The organism is Microbacterium esteraromaticum, assembly GCF_014084045.1.
Classification (GTDB): Bacteria; Actinomycetota; Actinomycetes; order Actinomycetales; family Microbacteriaceae; genus Microbacterium; species Microbacterium esteraromaticum_D.
On record NZ_CP043732.1, the window covers coordinates 2,805,510 to 2,822,717 of the forward strand.

The 17,208-nt window shown below is 69.1% G+C and carries 20 protein-coding genes; 18 read left to right on the forward strand and 2 right to left on the reverse strand.

Annotated features, from left to right (window positions below; translation table 11 throughout):
* The first annotated feature begins 12 nt into the window (after window positions 1-12).
* The 8 genes from rplS (at window position 13) to FVO59_RS13490 (ending at window position 6,347) form a co-directional block, all read left to right on the forward strand.
* A complete protein-coding gene (rplS, locus tag FVO59_RS13455) occupies window positions 13-360 on the forward strand; it encodes a 50S ribosomal protein L19 (protein WP_182253088.1) in 348 nt (115 codons plus the stop codon).
* Between the two features lie 120 nt (window positions 361-480).
* Window positions 481-1,212 (forward strand): signal peptidase I, encoded by a 732-nt coding sequence (lepB, locus tag FVO59_RS13460; protein ID WP_182253089.1) that lies wholly within the window; start codon window positions 481-483, stop codon window positions 1,210-1,212.
* Entirely contained in the window at window positions 1,209-1,868 is a 660-nt protein-coding gene (gene rnhB / locus FVO59_RS13465) for a ribonuclease HII (protein WP_182253090.1), read from the forward strand. The genes lepB and rnhB overlap by 4 nt, the downstream gene beginning before the upstream one ends.
* Window positions 1,869-1,911: 43 nt before the next feature.
* Window positions 1,912-2,238: a DUF2469 family protein gene (locus FVO59_RS13470; protein ID WP_071644723.1), complete on the forward strand. Its 327-nt coding sequence runs from the start codon at window positions 1,912-1,914 to the stop codon at window positions 2,236-2,238.
* 91 nt (window positions 2,239-2,329) lie between these two features.
* Window positions 2,330-2,692: a YraN family protein gene (locus tag FVO59_RS13475; protein ID WP_182253091.1), complete on the forward strand. Its 363-nt coding sequence runs from the start codon at window positions 2,330-2,332 to the stop codon at window positions 2,690-2,692.
* Complete coding sequence (locus FVO59_RS13480; RefSeq protein WP_182253092.1) at window positions 2,689-4,218, forward strand: YifB family Mg chelatase-like AAA ATPase; 1,530 nt, start codon at window positions 2,689-2,691, stop codon at window positions 4,216-4,218. The genes FVO59_RS13475 and FVO59_RS13480 overlap by 4 nt, the downstream gene beginning before the upstream one ends.
* Window positions 4,215-5,390, forward strand: a complete 1,176-nt coding sequence (dprA, locus tag FVO59_RS13485) for a DNA-processing protein DprA (RefSeq protein WP_182253093.1) — start codon at window positions 4,215-4,217, stop codon at window positions 5,388-5,390. Before FVO59_RS13480 ends, dprA begins: the two co-directional genes overlap by 4 nt.
* Before the next feature lie 54 nt (window positions 5,391-5,444).
* A complete protein-coding gene (locus tag FVO59_RS13490; RefSeq protein ID WP_182253094.1) occupies window positions 5,445-6,347 on the forward strand; it encodes a tyrosine recombinase XerC in 903 nt (300 codons plus the stop codon).
* Between the two features lie 26 nt (window positions 6,348-6,373).
* Here FVO59_RS13490 and FVO59_RS13495 read toward each other — a convergent pair whose 3' ends face one another.
* Window positions 6,374-6,871: a murein hydrolase activator EnvC family protein gene (locus FVO59_RS13495; protein WP_182253095.1), complete on the reverse strand. Its 498-nt coding sequence runs from the start codon at window positions 6,869-6,871 to the stop codon at window positions 6,374-6,376.
* A gap of 295 nt (window positions 6,872-7,166) precedes the next feature.
* Between FVO59_RS13495 and rpsB the strand changes: the two genes are divergently transcribed.
* The 8 genes from rpsB to FVO59_RS16600 all read left to right on the forward strand — a co-directional run bounded on the left by rpsB (window position 7,167) and on the right by FVO59_RS16600 (window position 13,083).
* Window positions 7,167-8,009 (forward strand): 30S ribosomal protein S2, encoded by an 843-nt coding sequence (gene rpsB / locus FVO59_RS13500; protein WP_182253096.1) that lies wholly within the window; start codon window positions 7,167-7,169, stop codon window positions 8,007-8,009.
* Between the two features lie 44 nt (window positions 8,010-8,053).
* A complete protein-coding gene (tsf, locus tag FVO59_RS13505) occupies window positions 8,054-8,881 on the forward strand; it encodes a translation elongation factor Ts (protein ID WP_182253097.1) in 828 nt (275 codons plus the stop codon).
* A gap of 90 nt (window positions 8,882-8,971) precedes the next feature.
* Complete coding sequence (pyrH, locus tag FVO59_RS13510; protein ID WP_182253098.1) at window positions 8,972-9,688, forward strand: UMP kinase; 717 nt, start codon at window positions 8,972-8,974, stop codon at window positions 9,686-9,688.
* A 74-nt stretch (window positions 9,689-9,762) separates the two neighbouring features.
* Window positions 9,763-10,317: a ribosome recycling factor gene (gene frr, locus FVO59_RS13515; RefSeq protein WP_182253099.1), complete on the forward strand. Its 555-nt coding sequence runs from the start codon at window positions 9,763-9,765 to the stop codon at window positions 10,315-10,317.
* Between the two features lie 4 nt (window positions 10,318-10,321).
* Window positions 10,322-11,485: a phosphatidate cytidylyltransferase gene (locus FVO59_RS13520; RefSeq protein ID WP_259363245.1), complete on the forward strand. Its 1,164-nt coding sequence runs from the start codon at window positions 10,322-10,324 to the stop codon at window positions 11,483-11,485.
* The gene (locus FVO59_RS13525) at window positions 11,485-12,072 is read left to right on the forward strand and encodes a DivIVA domain-containing protein (RefSeq protein WP_182253100.1); all 588 of its coding nucleotides are present in this window, start codon (window positions 11,485-11,487) and stop codon (window positions 12,070-12,072) included. The genes FVO59_RS13520 and FVO59_RS13525 overlap by 1 nt, the downstream gene beginning before the upstream one ends.
* A 60-nt stretch (window positions 12,073-12,132) precedes the next feature.
* Window positions 12,133-12,786, forward strand: coding sequence for an aggregation-promoting factor C-terminal-like domain-containing protein (locus FVO59_RS13530; protein ID WP_259363246.1), 654 nt, complete (start codon window positions 12,133-12,135; stop codon window positions 12,784-12,786).
* 9 nt (window positions 12,787-12,795) lie between these two features.
* Window positions 12,796-13,083 (forward strand): Rv1322 family protein, encoded by a 288-nt coding sequence (locus FVO59_RS16600; protein WP_259363247.1) that lies wholly within the window; start codon window positions 12,796-12,798, stop codon window positions 13,081-13,083.
* Window positions 13,084-13,099: 16 nt separating this feature from the next.
* Here FVO59_RS16600 and FVO59_RS13535 read toward each other — a convergent pair whose 3' ends face one another.
* On the reverse strand, window positions 13,100-14,179 hold the full coding sequence (locus FVO59_RS13535; protein ID WP_182253101.1) for an AI-2E family transporter: 1,080 nt from the start codon (window positions 14,177-14,179) through the stop codon (window positions 13,100-13,102).
* Between the two features lie 182 nt (window positions 14,180-14,361).
* On the opposite strand from FVO59_RS13535, the gene FVO59_RS13540 reads away from it, so the two are divergent.
* Window positions 14,362-16,233 (forward strand): DUF8094 domain-containing protein, encoded by a 1,872-nt coding sequence (locus FVO59_RS13540; protein WP_182253102.1) that lies wholly within the window; start codon window positions 14,362-14,364, stop codon window positions 16,231-16,233.
* Complete coding sequence (locus FVO59_RS13545) at window positions 16,230-17,171, forward strand: tetratricopeptide repeat protein (RefSeq protein ID WP_182253103.1); 942 nt, start codon at window positions 16,230-16,232, stop codon at window positions 17,169-17,171. Before FVO59_RS13540 ends, FVO59_RS13545 begins: the two co-directional genes overlap by 4 nt.
* Window positions 17,172-17,208 lie beyond the last annotated feature (37 nt).

Genomic DNA, 17,208 nt, shown 5'->3' on the forward strand with positions numbered 1-17,208 from the left:
AGAGAGACGATCATGCAGATCCTCGACGCCGTCGACGCGGCTTCGCTCCGTTCCGACATTCCTGTCTTCAACCCCGGTGACACCGTCAAGGTGCACGTGAACATCACCGAGGGCACCCGCTCGCGCATCCAGGTGTTCCAGGGAGTCGTCATCGGCCGCCAGGGCGATGGAGTCCGCGAGACCTTCACGGTCCGCAAGATCAGCTTCCAGGTCGGCGTCGAGCGCACCTTCCCGGTGCACTCGCCGGTGATCGACCACATCGAGGTCGTCACCCGCGGTGACGTCCGTCGCGCGAAGCTGTACTACCTGCGCAACCTGCGCGGCAAGAAGGCCAAGATCAAGGAGAAGCGCGAGAACTGACTCGTCGCATCCTTGCCGACAGAACCCCGGGACACCCGTCCCGGGGTTCTGTCGTTCCGGCACGGGTGTGCGACCCTTGTAATGCCGCGCGTGCGCGGTGAGTCGATGAAGAGGAAACACATGACATCCGATGCCCCCGCGGCAACCCAGCCACCGCAGCGGCGCCGGGGCGCACTGGTCTTCCTGCGCGACGTGCTGGTCATCATCCTCATCGCCGCACTGGTCTCGTTCGTCGTGAAGACCTTCGTCGTGCGGTCGTTCTACATCCCCTCCGGATCGATGGAGCGCACGCTCCTCGTCAACGATCGCATCCTGGTCGATGAGCTCACGCCGCGATGGAGCGGGTACGACCGCGGGGATGTCGTGGTGTTCAAGGACCCGGGCGGCTGGCTGCCCAGCCCGCCGCAGAGGCCTGCGAGGCCGCCCCTCGTCGAGGCCGCGGACTGGGCGCTCACCTTCGTCGGCATCTCGACGACAGACGCGCAGGACCATCTGGTCAAGCGGGTGATCGGGATGCCGGGCGATCACGTCGTGTGCTGCAATGCTCTGGGACAGGTCACCGTGAACGGATCACCCGTGAACGAGCTCGGCTACCTCAACCTCCCCGAAGGGGACACAGCGGCATCGAACGCCGAGTTCGACGTCACCGTTCCCGACGACCGCATCTGGGTCATGGGCGACAACCGCGATCGCTCGCAGGACTCGCGAGCGCACCAGGACCTGCCCGGCGGTGGCTTCGTGCCCCTCGAGAACGTCGTGGGGCGCGCATTCCTGACCACCTGGCCGGTGAACAGGTTCGGGCCCATCGACACGCACGACGACGTGTTCCGCGCCGTGCCCGACGAGGAATGACCGTGGTCGCGCCGACCCTCACACTCGAGCGTCGGCTTCTCAAGGAGTTCGACCTCATCATCGCGCTCGACGAGGTGGGGAGGGGAGCACTGGCGGGTCCCGTCGCCGTGGGCGCCGCAGTGATGGATGCCGCGGGCTCGCGCCGACGCGTTCCCGACGGGCTGCGTGACTCGAAGATGATCACCGAGAAGCGCAGGCCGGCGATGGCCGAACGCGCCAGCAGATGGGTGCCGCTGTCCGCGGTGGGCTGGTCGAGCGCCGCCGAGATCGACGAGGTGGGCATCATGCGCGCCCTCGGCCTCGCCGCATCGCGTGCGGTGCAGGCCGTCGTCGACGGCGGTGCGACACTCGAGCGCACCCTCGTGATCCTCGACGGGAACCACGACTACGTCTCGCGAGTGCACCCCGCGACCCTGACCGTGCGCACGGTGATCAAGGGCGACCGCGACTGCGCATCCGTCTCGGCGGCGTCGGTCATCGCGAAGGTCGCGCGTGACATGCACATGGCGACTCTGCATCCGGAGCATCCCGACTATCAGTGGGACCGCAACAAGGGATACGCGAGTCCCGAGCATCGCCAGGCCATCCGCGAGCGCGGCCTGTCGCCGCTGCACAGGTGCTCATGGGCGATCGCCGACGCGCCGACCCTGTTCTGAGGAATCCGCATTCGCCGTCCGGTGCTCATAGGATGGACCCATCATGGATGAGGATGCCTTCGACGACTACGACCGCGAACTCGAGCTCGCGCTGTTCCGCGAGTACCGCGACGTCGTCGGCCAGTTCCAGTACGTCGTCGAGACCGAGCGCCGCTTCTACCTCGCCAACGAGGTGAACGTGGTGCGTCGTGACACCGAGCACGACTTCTACTTCGAGATCTCGATGACCGACGTCTGGGTGTGGGACATCTACCGTGCTGACCGCTTCGTCAAAGCCGTGCGCGTGCTGACCTTCAAGGACGTCAACGTCGAGGAGCTGCAGCGCCGCGAGTTCGAGCTGCCCGAGGAGCTGTCGCTCGACGGCAAGTGACTTCTGTCCCCAATCGGGGGCCGCGGCGAGTTCTCCCCAATCGCTGTGAGTGACGCCTCGGGGCGTCTCCGGGTGCCCTCAGGCTGTCGGAATGGCAGCGAAAGACGAGTTGGGACGGGTGGGTGAAGAGCGCGCGGCGCAGCACCTGAGCGCCTGCGGCTACGAGATCCTTGCGCGCAACTGGAGGTGCGCACAGGGCGAGATCGACATCGTCGCGGCGATGGGCGACCTGCTCTGCGTCGTCGAGGTGAAGGCCCGACGCTCCGCGGGCTTCGGTCACCCGTTCGAGGCGATCGATGAGCGTAAGCGACGGCGGCTCTGGCGGCTGGCGTTCGCATGGGCGCAGGCACACCCCGCGCAGGCGAGCGACCGACGGATCCGCCTCGACGTGATCGGGCTGACGGGTGCGGATGCTGCGACTGCCCATCTCGAGCACCTCGAGGACCTGTGGTGAGCACCGCGCGAACGTGGGCGGTCGCCCTGACCGGCGTCGATGGGCACATGGTCGAGGTCGAGGCCGATCTGAGCAGCCAGACCCCTGGCTTCCAGATCATCGGCCTTCCGGACAAGGCGCTGGGCGAGGCGGCGCAGCGGGTGCGCAACGCCTGTGTGAACGCCGGGCTCGACTTCCCGCGTCGTCGGCTCACCGTCAACCTCTCGCCCGCGAACCTGCCCAAGGCGGGGAGTGGATTCGATCTGAGTATCGCTGTCGCGACGCTCGCCACAGGGGGAGCTCTCCGCAGGGACTCGGTGCGCTCCACGGTGCACATCGGCGAGCTCGGCCTCGACGGCAGGCTCAGGCCCGTCCCCGGTGTGCTGCCCGCCGTGTACGCGGCGGCCCGCGCCGGGTTCACGACGGTGATCGTGCCGCATGCCAATGCGGCCGAGGCCAGGCTCGTGCCCGGCATCGAGGTGCACGCCGCCGTGTCGCTCGCCGAGGTCGCCCTCCGGCACGGAGCCGACGTCGAGCTGGTCGACGCGGATCCGGTCGAGATGCCCGCGGTGTCCGCTGAGCCCCTCGAGGTGCTCGACCTCGCCGACGTGATCGGTCAGGACGAGGCGGTCGATGCACTCGTCGCCGCGGCGGCGGGCGGACACCACATGATGCTCAGCGGCCCTCCCGGCGCAGGTAAGACGATGCTCGCCCGGCGGCTTCCCGGCATCCTCCCCGCCCTGACCGAGAGCGAGGCGCTGGAGGTTGCGGCGATCCGCTCGCTGACGGGGGAGGCGGTCACCAGGCTCGATGCGCTGGCGCCGTTCGAGGCCCCGCATCACAGCGCATCTGCTGCCGCACTGGTGGGCGGAGGGTCCCGCGCTCCCCGTCCAGGGGCGATCGTGCGCGCTCACCGAGGAGTGCTCTTCCTCGACGAGACGCCCGAGTTCCAGCGCACCGCACTCGACGCCCTCCGCCAGCCGCTCGAGTCGGGACGCATTGAGATCACCCGCGCCGGGTTCGCCGCGAGTTTCCCGGCCCGGTTCCAGCTCGTCCTTGCCATGAACCCCTGTCCGTGCGGCAGCTACGGCGTGCGTGGAGGCGAGTGCACCTGCCCGCCGATGGCCATCCGCCGCTACGCAGCACGACTGTCGGGGCCGCTGCGAGACCGGGTCGACATCGACCTGCAGGTGGCGCGCGTGTCGGCGTCGCGAGCCACCTCCGGAGAGCGCTCGACGCTGTCGACGGCAGCTGCGCGCGAGCGTGTCGCGCTCGCCCGCGCGACGGCCGCCGAACGATGGCGCGGCAGCCCGTGGCGGGTGAACGGCGAGGTGCCGGGTGAGCGGCTGCGGCAGGGTGCGCTGCGCCTGCCGCCTGCTGTGCGCGCCCCGCTCGACCGGGCTCTCGAACGGGGCACCGTGACGCTGCGGGCCTACGACCGGGTGCTGCGGATCGCATGGACGCTGAGCGACCTCGCAGGGCTGTCGTCACCCGGGGCGGACCAGCTCGGGCGCGCCTTGTTCCTGAAGAAAGGGCTGCTGACATGATCGCCACCGGACTGGAGCTCATCGACGACACGGAGCTGATCGATGCGGCGCGCCTGCTCCGGCCGGACGCGGATCCCGTCGAGGTGGCCGCGCGCGTGGCGTGGTCGGTGCTCATCGAGCCGGGCGACGGCATCGCGGGGGCGCTGCTGCAGGAGCTGGGGGCGATCGAGGCGCTTCGCACCACGTTCGGCGAATCCCGCCTCGCGGTTCCCGGGGTCGTGCCCTCGAAGGCGCTGAGCGACGCGATGGCGCGCTGGCGTCCGCGCGCTCGCACCCGCGCGGTGCGGGATGCCGTGCTTGCGGCGCGAAGCGTGGGAGCCCGGCTGCTGCTCCCGGGTGATGAGCAGTGGCCAGAGGGTCTGCAGGATCTCGATGTGCACAGCCCTGTGCTGCTCTGGGCACGTGGGGACGCCGAGGGCCTTCGGGCCGGACGCGCGGTCGCGATCGTGGGAGCGAGGGCGGCCACGGGGTACGGCGAGTCCGTCGCCGCAGAGCTGTCCGGCGATCTCGCGGCAGGTGGCGTTCTGGTGGTCTCCGGGGGCGCGTATGGCATCGACGGCGCGGCGCATCGAGCGGCGCTCGGCGCCGGCGGCGCCACGGCGGCCTTTCTCGCCGGCGGTGTCGATCGCGCGTACCCGATCGGGCATCAGCAGCTCTTCGACCGGATTCGGCAGGCAGGCGTGGTGCTCAGCGAGGTGCCCTGTGGCTCCGCGCCGACGAAGTGGCGGTTCCTCGCGCGCAACAGACTCATCGCCGCCGCAGGCCTGGCCACGGTGGTGGTGGAGGCCGGCTGGCGAAGCGGCACGCTGAACACGGCCGGACACGCCTCATCTCTCGGTCGCCCGCTCGGGGCGGTGCCCGGTCCGGTGACGTCAGCGGCATCGGCCGGGTGTCACCGCCTGCTCCGCGAGTTCGACGCGGTGTGCGTCACGAGTGCGCAGGAGGTCCGCGAGCTGTGGGGCGAGACCGATGCCTCAGCCGCCGTGTCGGCGCCGCCCGACCACGACCGCACCCGGCTGCTCGATGCGATGAGCGCCCGCAGCGCGCGGGAGGTGCCCGACATCGCCCGTCGCAGCGGCCTCTCCATCGAACGCGTGCGGGCACTGCTCGGACTGCTCGCGCTCGACGGATGCGCCGCTCAGCGCGAGAGCGGCTGGGTGCGGCTGGGCTGACGCCCGCGCGGCGCGGCAGACCATGGATCCGCGAGGGCGCGGCATGCTGGTCAGGTGCGGTATGCGAACGCTGTGGCGTCTTTCACGTCGTATCTCGAGCAGGTGCGGCGACTCTCGGCTGCGACGGTGCGCGCGTACCGCTCCGACCTCGCCGATCTCGGCTCAGTGATCGGCGACGCGGATCTGCGCGAGATCGATCTCGAGACCCTGCGCGAATGGCTCTGGCGCGCGACCCTCAGGGGTGACGCGCGGTCGACCATGGCCAGACGCGCGGCGGCTGCACGCTCCTTCTTCGGATGGGCCCATGAGAGCGAGCTGATCCCGGTCGACCCCAGCCTGCGTCTAGTCACCCCGAAGCGCGCGAAGACCCTTCCCGTGGTCGCCTCGAAGGACGCCATGCGCGAGCTGCTCGATCAGTACAGGGCCGCTGCCGCCGGCGGTGACGCGACAGCGCTTCGGGATCATGCCGTTCTCGAGGCGCTCTACGGCACCGGCGTGCGGGTGTCGGAGCTCTGCGGGATCGACATCGACGACGTCGACATGCACCGTCGCACGGTGCGCGTGCTGGGCAAGGGCTCCAAGGAGCGGGTCGTGCCGTTCGGCGCGCCCGCCGCCGACGCGATCGGGGCGTATGTCACTCGCGGCCGTCCCGCTCTGCTGGCCCGCGTCGACCGTGCGACACCCGCTCTGTTCCTCGGCGCCCGCGGTGCGCGCATCGGATCACGCACGGTCTACGCGCTGGTGGCTCGGGTGCTGAGCCCCATCGTCGGCGCCGAGCACATCGGTCCTCATGCGCTTCGTCACTCGGCGGCCACGCATCTGCTCGACGGCGGAGCCGACCTCCGCGCCGTTCAGGAGATCCTCGGGCACGCGAGCCTCGGCACGACTCAGATCTACACGCACGTGTCGACAGAGCGCCTGCTCGACGGCTATCGCCTTGCCCACCCCCGCGCATGAGCGCGTGTCGGAGGGCGGGGCAGGCGTCAGCCGCTGCAGCAGGGGAGCAGCACCGCCCTCGGCACATCGCCGAACAGCGGCAGCGGATCGATGTAGACGCCGTCGCGCCGGACTCCCACGTGCAGCGTCCCACGCGTGGCATGACCGCCGGACGCGACCGCGCCGATCGTCGCCCCCGCAGCGACCGTGTCCCCGGGGGCGAGCGACGACGTCACCGGCTCCCAGGTGCTCACGTACCCGTCGCCGTGGTCGATCGTGATCAGCGGACGATCGACGACGGTTCCGCGGAATGCCACGACGCCGCCCGCGGGAGCCGTAACCTCGATCCCCGCAGGCGCGGCGACATCCATCCCGCGATGGCCTGGCGCGTAGTCGTGCGCCGGGGCGCGGAACGGCTCGACCACCGTGCGGTTGCCTGCGACCGGCCAGACCCATGCTCCGCGGTCGGCCTCAGCGACCCCACCTGACCCGCCGCCTGCGGACACGGCGACCGAGAGCACGAGGGCGATGAGACGGGAGCGCATCGAACAACCTTCGCGCATCGGTCCGCGCGCGTGGCCTGCGCGTCACGGTGACGGTGGAGAACCCCCGGATCACCTGGCCTGTGCAGGACGTTCTGATGCGGCGTGATCCTGTACACTGAGGAAGCACCTCGAAATCGGGGTGACTACGCGTGCCCAGAGCGACTCCGGTCGCGGCATCCACTCCCACAGGTCCTGCTTTCGAGCGGGCGGGCGTGTGCCGGGCACCAGGACTGCCGGTCGACCGACCGGCGAATCAACCTCAACGACGCGAGAGCGTCAGAACTAGGAGAAGACCATGGCTGTGGTCACCATCCGCCAGCTGCTCGACAGCGGCGTGCACTTCGGACACCAGACCCGCCGGTGGAACCCGAAGGTGAAGCGCTTCATCCTCACCGAGCGCTCGGGCATCCACATCATCGACCTGCAGCAGTCGCTGTCCTACATCGACCAGGCGTACGACTTCGTCAAGGAGACCGTCGCACGCGGCGGCACCATCCTCTTCGTCGGCACCAAGAAGCAGGCGCAGGAGATCCTCGCCGAGCAGGCCGACCGCGTCGGTCAGCCGTACGTCAACCAGCGCTGGCTGGGTGGCCTCCTGACCAACTTCTCGACCATCGCGAAGCGTCTCGCGCGTATGAAGGAGCTCGAGGAGCTCGACTACGAGAACCCCTCCGCTTCGGGCTTCACCAAGAAGGAGCTCCTCCTCAAGAAGCGCGAGCTCGACAAGCTGCACAAGTCGCTCGGCGGCATCCGCAACCTGTCGAAGACCCCGTCGGCGCTGTGGGTCGTCGACGCGAAGCGCGAGCACCTCGCCATCGACGAGGCCAAGAAGCTCGGCATCCCCGTGATCGGCATCCTCGACACGAACGCCGACCCGGACGACTTCCAGTACCCGATCCCCGGCAACGACGACGCGATCCGCTCGGTCTCGCTGCTGACGCGCATCATCGCCGACGCCGCCGCCGAGGGCCTGCAGCAGAAGCACAACCCGGACGCCGGCGACGCCGAGCCGCTCGCCGAGTGGGAGCGCGAGCTGCTCGAGGGTGCTGAGGCTCCGGCCGAGGCCGCTGCTGAGGCTCCGGCCGAGGCCGCTGCCGAGGTCCCGGCTGAGGCACCCGCCGAGGCAGACGCCAAGTAAGTCACCCCGCACACGTACAGACACGAAGCAAGGAGCCACCACACATGGCCAACTTCACCATCGCCGACATCAAGGCGCTGCGCGAGCAGCTCGGCACCGGAATGGTCGACACCAAGAAGGCGCTCGAGGAGGCTGACGGAGACGTCGAGAAGGCGACCGAGATCCTCCGCCTGAAGGGTGCGAAGGGCAACGCGAAGCGTGCCGACCGCTCCACCAGCGAGGGCCTCGTCGTCGCTCGCGAGATCGAAGGCGGCGTCACGCTGATCGAGCTCGCCTGCGAGACCGACTTCGTCGCGAAGAACGAGCGCTTCATCGCTCTCGCCGACAAGGTCGCCGAGGCGGTCGCCGCCGTGGCCGCCGACTCGATCGAGGCTGCTCTCGCCGCTCCCGTCGGCGACCAGACCGTCGAGCAGCTGATCTCGGACGAGGCAGCCATCATCGGCGAGAAGGTCGAGCTGCGTCGCGTGCGCACCGTCACCGGAGACGCCGTCTCGGTGTACCTGCACCGCACCAGCAAGGACCTGCCGCCGCAGATCGGTGTCGTCGTCGCGTACAGCGGATCCGACGCGGACACCGCGCGCAGCATCGCCCAGCACATCTCGTTCGCGAACCCCTCGTACCTCACCCGTGAGGACGTCCCGGCCGCCGAGGTCGAGAAGGAGCGTGAGATCGTCACCGAGATCTCCCGCAACGAGGGCAAGCCCGAGGCTGCTCTGCCGAAGATCGTCGAGGGTCGCGTCACCGCTTTCTTCAAGCAGGTCGCGCTTCTCGAGCAGGACTACGCGAAGGACAACAAGCTCTCCGTGGCCCAGGTCGCGAAGGACGCCGGTATCACCGTCACCGACTTCGCCCGCTTCAAGGTCGGCGCGTAACAACCTCCAGGGGGTTCGGATCTGCGATCCGGACCCCCTTCTTCATGCCCTCGAGGCACTATCTTGAGACGGGACGAGAGGAACCCATACATGACCGAAGGCAACGGACGCCGGCGCGTCCTCCTGAAGCTCTCCGGCGAAGCGTTCGGGGGCGGCCAGCTCGGCGTCAATCCGGACATCGTCGGTCAGATCGCTCGTGACATCGCTGCGGCTGTCGACCGCGTCGAGATCGCGGTCGTCGTCGGCGGCGGCAACTTCTTCCGTGGAGCCGAGCTCAGCCAGCGCGGCATGGACCGCGGGCGCGCCGACTACATGGGCATGCTGGGAACGGTGATGAACGCCCTCGCCCTGCAGGACTTCCTGGAGCAGGCCGGTGCCGCCACTCGCGTGCAGTCGGCGATCTCGATGACGCAGGTCGCCGAGCCGTACATCCCGCTCCGAGCCGAGCGCCACATGGAGAAGGGCCGCGTCGTCATCTTCGGAGCGGGCGCCGGCCTGCCGTACTTCTCGACCGACACCGTCGCGGCACAGCGCGCGCTCGAGATCGGCGCCGACGAGGTTCTCGTCGCGAAGAACGGCGTGGATGCCATCTACACGGCCGATCCGAACAAGGACTCCAGCGCCGAGCGCATCGAGCGCGTCACCTACCGTGACGCCCTGCAGCGCGGCCTCAAGGTGGTCGACTCCACGGCGTTCAGCCTCTGCATGGACAACAACATGGACATGCGCGTGTTCGGCATGGAGCCCGCGGGCAACGTGACCAAGGCGCTGCTCGGCGAGCAGATCGGCACCCTCGTCACCTCCTGAGCGCCTTGTCGCTCAGTGTCCGGCGACCAGTCGCCGGATAGAATCGTTCGAAAACCACGACCTAAGGAGCACCCGTGATCGCGGACGTCCTCGCAGATACCACCGCACGCATGACCCGCGCGGTCGACGCCGCCAAGGAGGACTTCGCCACGGTCCGCACAGGGCGCGCGAACCCTCAGCTCTTCCAGAAGCTGATGGTCGACTACTACGGCTCGCCCACGCCGATCGCGCAGCTGGCGTCGATGGCGAACCCCGAGGCGCGCACCCTCATCGTCACCCCGTACGACAAGAGCGCGCTGAAGGCGATCGAGCAGGCCATCCGCGACATGCCCAATCTCGGTGCCAACCCGACGAACGACGGCAACATCGTCCGCGTCACGATGCCGGAGCTGACCGAGGAGCGTCGCAAGGAGTACGTCAAGCTCGTGCGCTCGAAGGGCGAGGACGCGAAGGTCCAGGTGCGCGGCATCCGGCGCAAGGCCAAGGATCAGCTCGACGCGCTCAAGAACGACGTCGGCGAGGATGAGATCGCCCGCGGTGAGAAGGAGCTCGACGCTCTGACCCGCCAGTACGTCGACGCGATCGACGACGCGCTCAAGCGCAAAGAGGCAGAGCTGCTCGAGGTCTGACGGCATGGCAGGCGACAGCGATTCCGACGATCTGCCGCTGACACGGCGGGCGGCGCGCCGGGGGGAGGGTCCCTCCGAGACCGATGCCTCGGCGACCGCTCCCGCCGACCCGGAGGACGTCGAGACCCCGGTGCGCGGGCTGCCGCTCTCTGATGCCGCGTTCCCTGCGTTCGACGCCGAGCGGATTCCGCCGCGCCCGCCGATGCCGTCGCCTGACAGCTCTGAGACTCACGCCATCCGCGAGCAGTGGCGCGCCAGGCGCGGGGAGTTCGAGTCGCACGTCACCCAGGCCAGGGAGCAGTTCGACCAGGCGAACGAGCGGATCAAGCAGCGCACCGGCCGCGACCTGATCGTGGCCATACTGATCGGCGTCGGCTTCGGCGCCGTGCTGATCGCGTCGCTGCTGTTCGTGAAGTGCCTCTTCGTGCCGATCGCGGTCGCAGCCGGACTCCTCGGCACGTACGAGCTCTCCCGCGCGCTGCGCACCGGCGGCCGCCGGGTCGACGTCGTGCCCCAGCTCATCGCTGGTGCCGCCATTCTGCTCACCGGTCCCTTCGCCGCCCTGTGGCTCAGCTGGGTCGTGCTCATCGCCGCGGTCGCTTTCGTCAGCGTGTGGCGGATGGTCGGGCAGATGGTCGCGGCCGACGGCCGCACATACGGTGACGTCCTGGCCGATGTCGTCGTCGGCGCCTTCGTGCAGGTGTACGTGCCGTTCCTCACCTCTGTGGCGCTCATGCTGCTCAGCCGCGATCAGGGCGAGTGGTGGGTGCTGGGCTTCGTCGCGGTGGCCGTGGCCGCGGACACCTGCGCGTACGCGGCCGGTCTCGCCTTCGGCAAGCACCCCATGGCGCCGCGGATCAGCCCCAAGAAGACCTGGGAGGGCTTCGGCGGTGCCGTGGCAGGCTCGCTGATCGTCGGAGTGCTGTTCGCCATGCTGCTGCTGCAGCTGCCGTGGTGGTGCGGTCTCGTGTTCGGCGCGGCCATCCTCGCCTGCGCCACACTCGGAGACCTCGGCGAGTCCATGCTCAAGCGCGACCTCGGGATCAAGGACATGAGTTCCTGGCTGCCTGGTCATGGCGGTCTTCTCGACCGGCTCGACAGCATCCTGCCCTCGACGATCCCCGCCATTGCGCTGTACCACCTCTTCTCCCCTCTGATCGGATCCTGATGACTGACGCAGACCTCGAGGCGCTGACCACTCCGCAGGAGGAGACGCCGCCGGCTTTCCCGCTCGTCTCCGGCCGCCAGCGCGGCTACCACCGTGCTGCGGTCGACAGTTTCCTTGATTCCGCTCGTGCCGCCTTCGAGGAGTCGCGGGCGGACTTCGGTGCCGACGACGTGCGCGCGGCATCCTTCCCGCTCGTGAAGCACGGCTATTCGATCGCCGACGTCGACGCGGCGCTCGCGCGCGTGGAGGACGCCTTCGCCCAGCGTGCGCGTGAGAAGGCGATCCGCCAGGTCGGGCCCGACGCATGGGTGGCCCGAGCGCGGGACGAGGCGCAGCAGGTGCTCGATCACCTCAGCCGCCCCAGCAGGCAGCGCTTCGCGCGAACGAGCATCCTGACCTTCGGCTACCGCATCGACGAGGTGGATCACGTCGCCGACCGGATCGCGGCGTTCCTGCGCGACGGTGACGCACTGGACGTCGAGCAGATCCGCGGGGCGGCGTTCCGCATGCAGCGCTGCGGCTACCGCGAGGAGCAGGTGGACGCCCTGCTCGACGCCACAGTCGAAGTGATCCTCGCCGTCCGCTGACGCGCTCTCGGTGAGTTCTCATGGTGAGCCCGACCACTTGTGCGTAGACTGAGGGCCATCGTGAATCCCGATAACGAATCGATCTCGAACTCGAAGCGCCCGAACGCCTCCGGTCCGACGAAGAAGACTCAGACGCGTCGCCGTGCCAGCGCCCTGCTGGCCGGTCTCGCCGTCGTCGGCATCTCGGCGGCCATGATGGCCCCTACCGGCATGGCCGTAGCGGATCCCGAGCCGACCGATGCGCCGCTCACCGCGTTCTCGCTCGCCACGACCGAGACGCAGAGCATCACCGTCTCCGTCGAGGGTGCGGAGATCACGCCCGTCGCTCGCAGCGGCTTCGAGGTCTACGTGAAGCCCAAGCCCACCCCTCCACCGGCCCCGAAGCCGGCGGCCGCGCCCAAGAGCAGCAAGCCCTCCCTCCCGCGCTACACCGGCGGCGGAAGCAAGGAGGAGTGGATGACCGCGGCGGGAATCGCGAGCAGCGATTGGCCGTACGTCGACTACATCGTCTCCAAGGAGAGCGGCTGGAACCCGAACGCGACGAACAAGTCCTCCGGTGCCTGCGGCCTCGTTCAGGCGCTGCCCTGCAGCAAGGTTCCTGGCAACGGCTACGACCCGGTCGACAACCTCCGCTGGGGCAACGGCTACGCGGTCGGCAGGTACGGAAGCTGGGCTTCGGCCTACAGCTTCTGGGTGCGCAACCACTGGTGGTGAGCACGTTCGATGCCACGCTCACATCGACGACGACCTGAGCGCAGCGGGTCGGACGACTCCTTCGGCCGCCTTCTGGCCGGCTGGAAGCGAACCGAGGCCAGACGCGGTCGGGAATGGACTGTGCAGCCTGTGTCTGCGCACCAGGCGATGAAGGAGTACCGCTGCCCCGGGTGCACTGGGGCCATCGCGCCCGGTACCGCCCATGTGGTCGTGTGGCGGGCCGATGGAGTGATGGGGGAGAGCGCCGATCTCGCGGCTCGTCGTCACTGGCATACGCACTGCTGGCGCATCGCCTGACGGCCGGTGCGAGCGGTCAGCGCTCGTTCATCCGTGGGATGAGCACCTGACGGTAGATGATGAGCACACTCGCCGCCACCGGAATCGCGATCAGCGCGCCGAGAAGTCCGAGCAGAGCCCCGCCCGAGAGCGCGGCGATGACGACCACGGCGCCGGGCACCGATACGGCGCGGCTCATGATGCGAGGCGCGATCAGGTATGCCTCGACCTGCATGTAGATGAGGTAGTAGATGCCCGCGGCCAGCGCAGTGGCAGGCGAGCCGACCCCGGGCAGCAGGCACGCGAGCACGATGATCGTCGAACCGGTCAGCGTGCCGACCAGCGGGATCAGGGAGAAGAAGAAGGCGACGACGGCCAGCACCGCTGTGAACGGCGCGTTGATGATCGACAGGTAGATCATGCTCAGGATGCCGTTGATGACACCGAGCGAGACCTGACCCATGACGTAGTGGCCGACGGAGTCGGTGATCTGGTCGGCGATGTCGATGAAGCGCTCGCGTCGAGACGCGGGCACCAGCTGATACACGGCGCGCTTGAGCGACGGCGTCGATGCGGTCATGTAGATCGTCAGGATCAGGACGATGAAGGCGCCGAAGGCACCGGTCAGAACCGCCCCGCCGACCACCCAGACGCCCTGGCCGATCGTCGTGCTCCATTCGGTGACGTTCTGCGTCCACTGGTCAGAGGCGATCCAGCTGTCGATGTAGTCGAAGACCAGGTCGACCTCGAGGGTGGGGAACGTGTCTGTCAGCCAGGACTTGATGTCCTGCACCGTCTGCTCGCCGTTGACGAAGAGCGGGGTGATGCGCGCCACCAGCTGCGTGATCTGGTCGGTGACGACGGGCAGCACGATCAGAACGACGGCGGCGAAGACGCTGAGCACCGCGAGGATGGTGATGAGGACGGCCGCCCAGCGGGGGAGTCCCCGGCGCTCGAGGAACGTGACCAGCGGGTCGAGACCGAGACTGAGGAAGAGCGCCGTGCCGATGTACAGGATGATCGTCGACAGCGTCTGCACGCCCGTGATCAGCAGGATGCCCAGGCCGACGCCGAGCGTCGCCACCAGCGCGGTGCGGAAGGGACTGTGAATCTTCATTGCTCTCCTCGTCGACCTGCGAAGATCCTAATCGCCCTGCGGCATCCGTCTTCGCCGACTGGCCGCAGGCGGCATGCCGCGCCCGGCGGTTCTTCGTTCGTGGGCAATGCCCAGGTGGTTTCGCTAGTCTGAAATGTCGAGCGGACCGGCGGTGTATGCCCGGTCACGTAAGGAGCTGATTCGTGCGTTTCGTATGGGCCGTCGTGGCCTTCGTGCTGGCCACGGTTCTCATCGGAGCCGGAATCGCCCAGCGCACCATCTTCATGGGACCCTCAGAGCAGCGGATGGAGCTCGCGGTCGACGAACCGCAGCCGTACGTGCTCGTCGACGCCGAGGTGCTCGGCGCGCACTCGGGACTGCAGACGCTGCTCGTGCGCGGAAAGGGCGAGATCTTCGTCGCCTACGGCCGCACCGACGACGTCAAGGCCTGGCTGTCCGACACGAGCTACACCGACGTGACCCTCGCGAAGGGCGACGAGCCGAGAAGCGAGACCGTGGCGGCGCAGCAGTCGCCGGCGGGCGGCGGCGAGACGTCAGGTCGCAACCCTGCGGACTCCGACCTGTGGCTCGACTCGTTCGCCGACAAGGACTCTCTGGTGACCGAGATGCAGCTGACCCCGGGACACAGCATCCTCATCGCGCGCGACGGCGTGGAGCCCGCCCCGGACGACATCCTCGTCAGCTGGGGCCTCGACACACGCACTCCGCTCGCAGGGCCGCTGATGGTCGCGGGCGGTGTGCTGCTGCTCGCCGGACTGGTGCTGTACTTCCTCGCCATCCGGCATCAGCGCCGCGGTCGCGGACCGCTGCGCAAGGGACCGGCGCCACTGCCCGAGACCCAGCCGATCGAGATGCAGGCCGCGCCACGGCGCGCGGCGATCGATTCGGGCGACGACGAATCGGGCGAGCGCGGTGCCCAGGAGCCGAGCGGCGGCGGCTCGCCGGATTCCCCGGACCCCGCGGGCGGGCGCACGCCTCGCACGGCGCTTCGCCGTCGCCTCGCGCTGGGCCTTCCGGCGCTGACACTGACCGCTGTGCTCGCCACGGGCTGTTCGGCCGAATCGTGGCCGGAGTTCGGCGCCGAGACGCCCACTCCGACCCCCACCCCGACCGTGGTGACCCCCGAGGACCAGAAGCCCCCTGTCGTCACCGAGCAGCAGGGACAGCGCATCGTCTCGCAGATCGCACAGACCGTCGAGAAGGCGGACTCCGATCGCGACATCACTCTCGCCGAGACGCGCCTCGCGGGTGCCGTGCTCGAGGCGCGCCGCACCGAGTACACGCTGCGTGGACAGATCGCCGAGCGCACCCAGCCGCTGACCGCGCCGCGCGACAAGGTCAAGATCCTTCTGCCCGAGGCTGCCGACGGCTGGCCGCGCTCGGTGCTCGCCCTGACCGTCTCGGAAGAGGACGACACGGCGCCGCCCGTGCTGCTCACGATGACGCAGGACGACCCCTGGTCGAACTACCGGATCACCGAGATGGCCGACATGCCGGCATCGTCGGAGTTCCCCGACGTGGCGCCGGCGTGGCTCGGCACCACCAAGGTCCCCGACGACTCGCCGTTCCTGGCGGTCGCGCCCGAGCAGGTTGCGGCGGCGTTCGCCGACTTCGTCGACAACGGCGACAAGAGCGAGTACGCGGGGCGTTTCGACGAGACCGCCGAGAAGCTGGCGCAGAGCGTCCGTGACAGCCGTGCGGCGATCCTCGCCGGGCTCAAGGAGAAGCAGTCCGACACGACCTCCGCCGTCGCCTTCGACATGAAGGCGACGGACGAGGAGCCGCTCTCGCTCGCCACTCTCGGGAGCGGCGCCGTCGTCGCCGTGCGCGTAGACGACATCGAGACGATCACGCCGACCACGGCTGACGCGGTGATCCGGATCGGCGAGAACCCAGAGGCCAGTGCTCTGACCGGAGTCAAGGAGTCCGCCAAGGGGTTCACGACGACGTACGCGATCCAGCTGTTCTTCTCGGTGCCGGCACAGGGCTCCAACGAGCAGATCCGACTTCTGGCCTACCATCAGGACCTCCTCAGCGTGAAGGTGAATCAGTGACCGAAATCTCCGCAGCCGCGCTCCGCGGTGCCGTCGATCTCTCCTCCCTGCGCAACCGGCCGGCCTCTGCGCAGCCTGCAGCGGGCGCACCGGCGCCGCCCGCAGGTGAAGCCCGCGACGTCGTCGTCGACGTGACAGATCAGTCGTTCGGCGAGATCCTCGAGCTCTCCCGTTCGGTTCCCGTCGTCGTCGACCTGTGGGCCGAGTGGTGCGGGCCGTGCAAGCAGCTCAGCCCGATCATCGAGAAGGTGACACGCGAGCAGCGCGGCCGCGTCGTGCTCGCCAAGGTCGACGTCGACGCCAATCCGCAGGTCGCCCAGGCCTTCCGCGCGCAGTCGATCCCCATGGTGGTGGCGCTCATCGGCGGGCAGCCGGTGCCGATGTTCACCGGTGCCGTGCCCGAGGAGCAGGTCCGTGAGGTCTTCGCCCGCCTGCTCGAGGTCGCGGCGCAGAACGGCGTCACCGGCTCGGTGCCCTTCGGCGACGGCGAGGGAGACGACCCAGCCGAGGCAGAGCCCGCGCCGATGCCGCCGTTGCACGCCGAGGCTTTCGAGGCCATCGAGGCGGGCGACTACGCCCGCGCGATCGCCGCGTACGAGAAGGCCCTCGCCGAGAACCCCCGAGATGACGACGCCAAGGCCGGCCTCGGACAGGTGCGCCTGCTGCATCGCGTGCAGGGTCTGGATCTGCAGCAGGTGCGCGCAGCTGCCGCCGCGGCGCCCGGCGACGTCGATGCGCAGTTCCAGGTAGCCGATCTCGATCTCGCCGGCGGGCACGTCGACGACGCGTTCGGCAGGCTGCTCGACCTGTTCTCCGATGCCGACCCGGAGCAGCGCACGCGCATCCGAGAGCGCCTCGTCGAGCTGTTCGAGCTGATCGGCCCCACCGACCCGCGTGTGGCATCCGCACGCACGCGTCTCACGTCGCTGCTGTTCTGAACACGCCCAGCTGCACGAGCGCCCGGCCCCTGAGGGA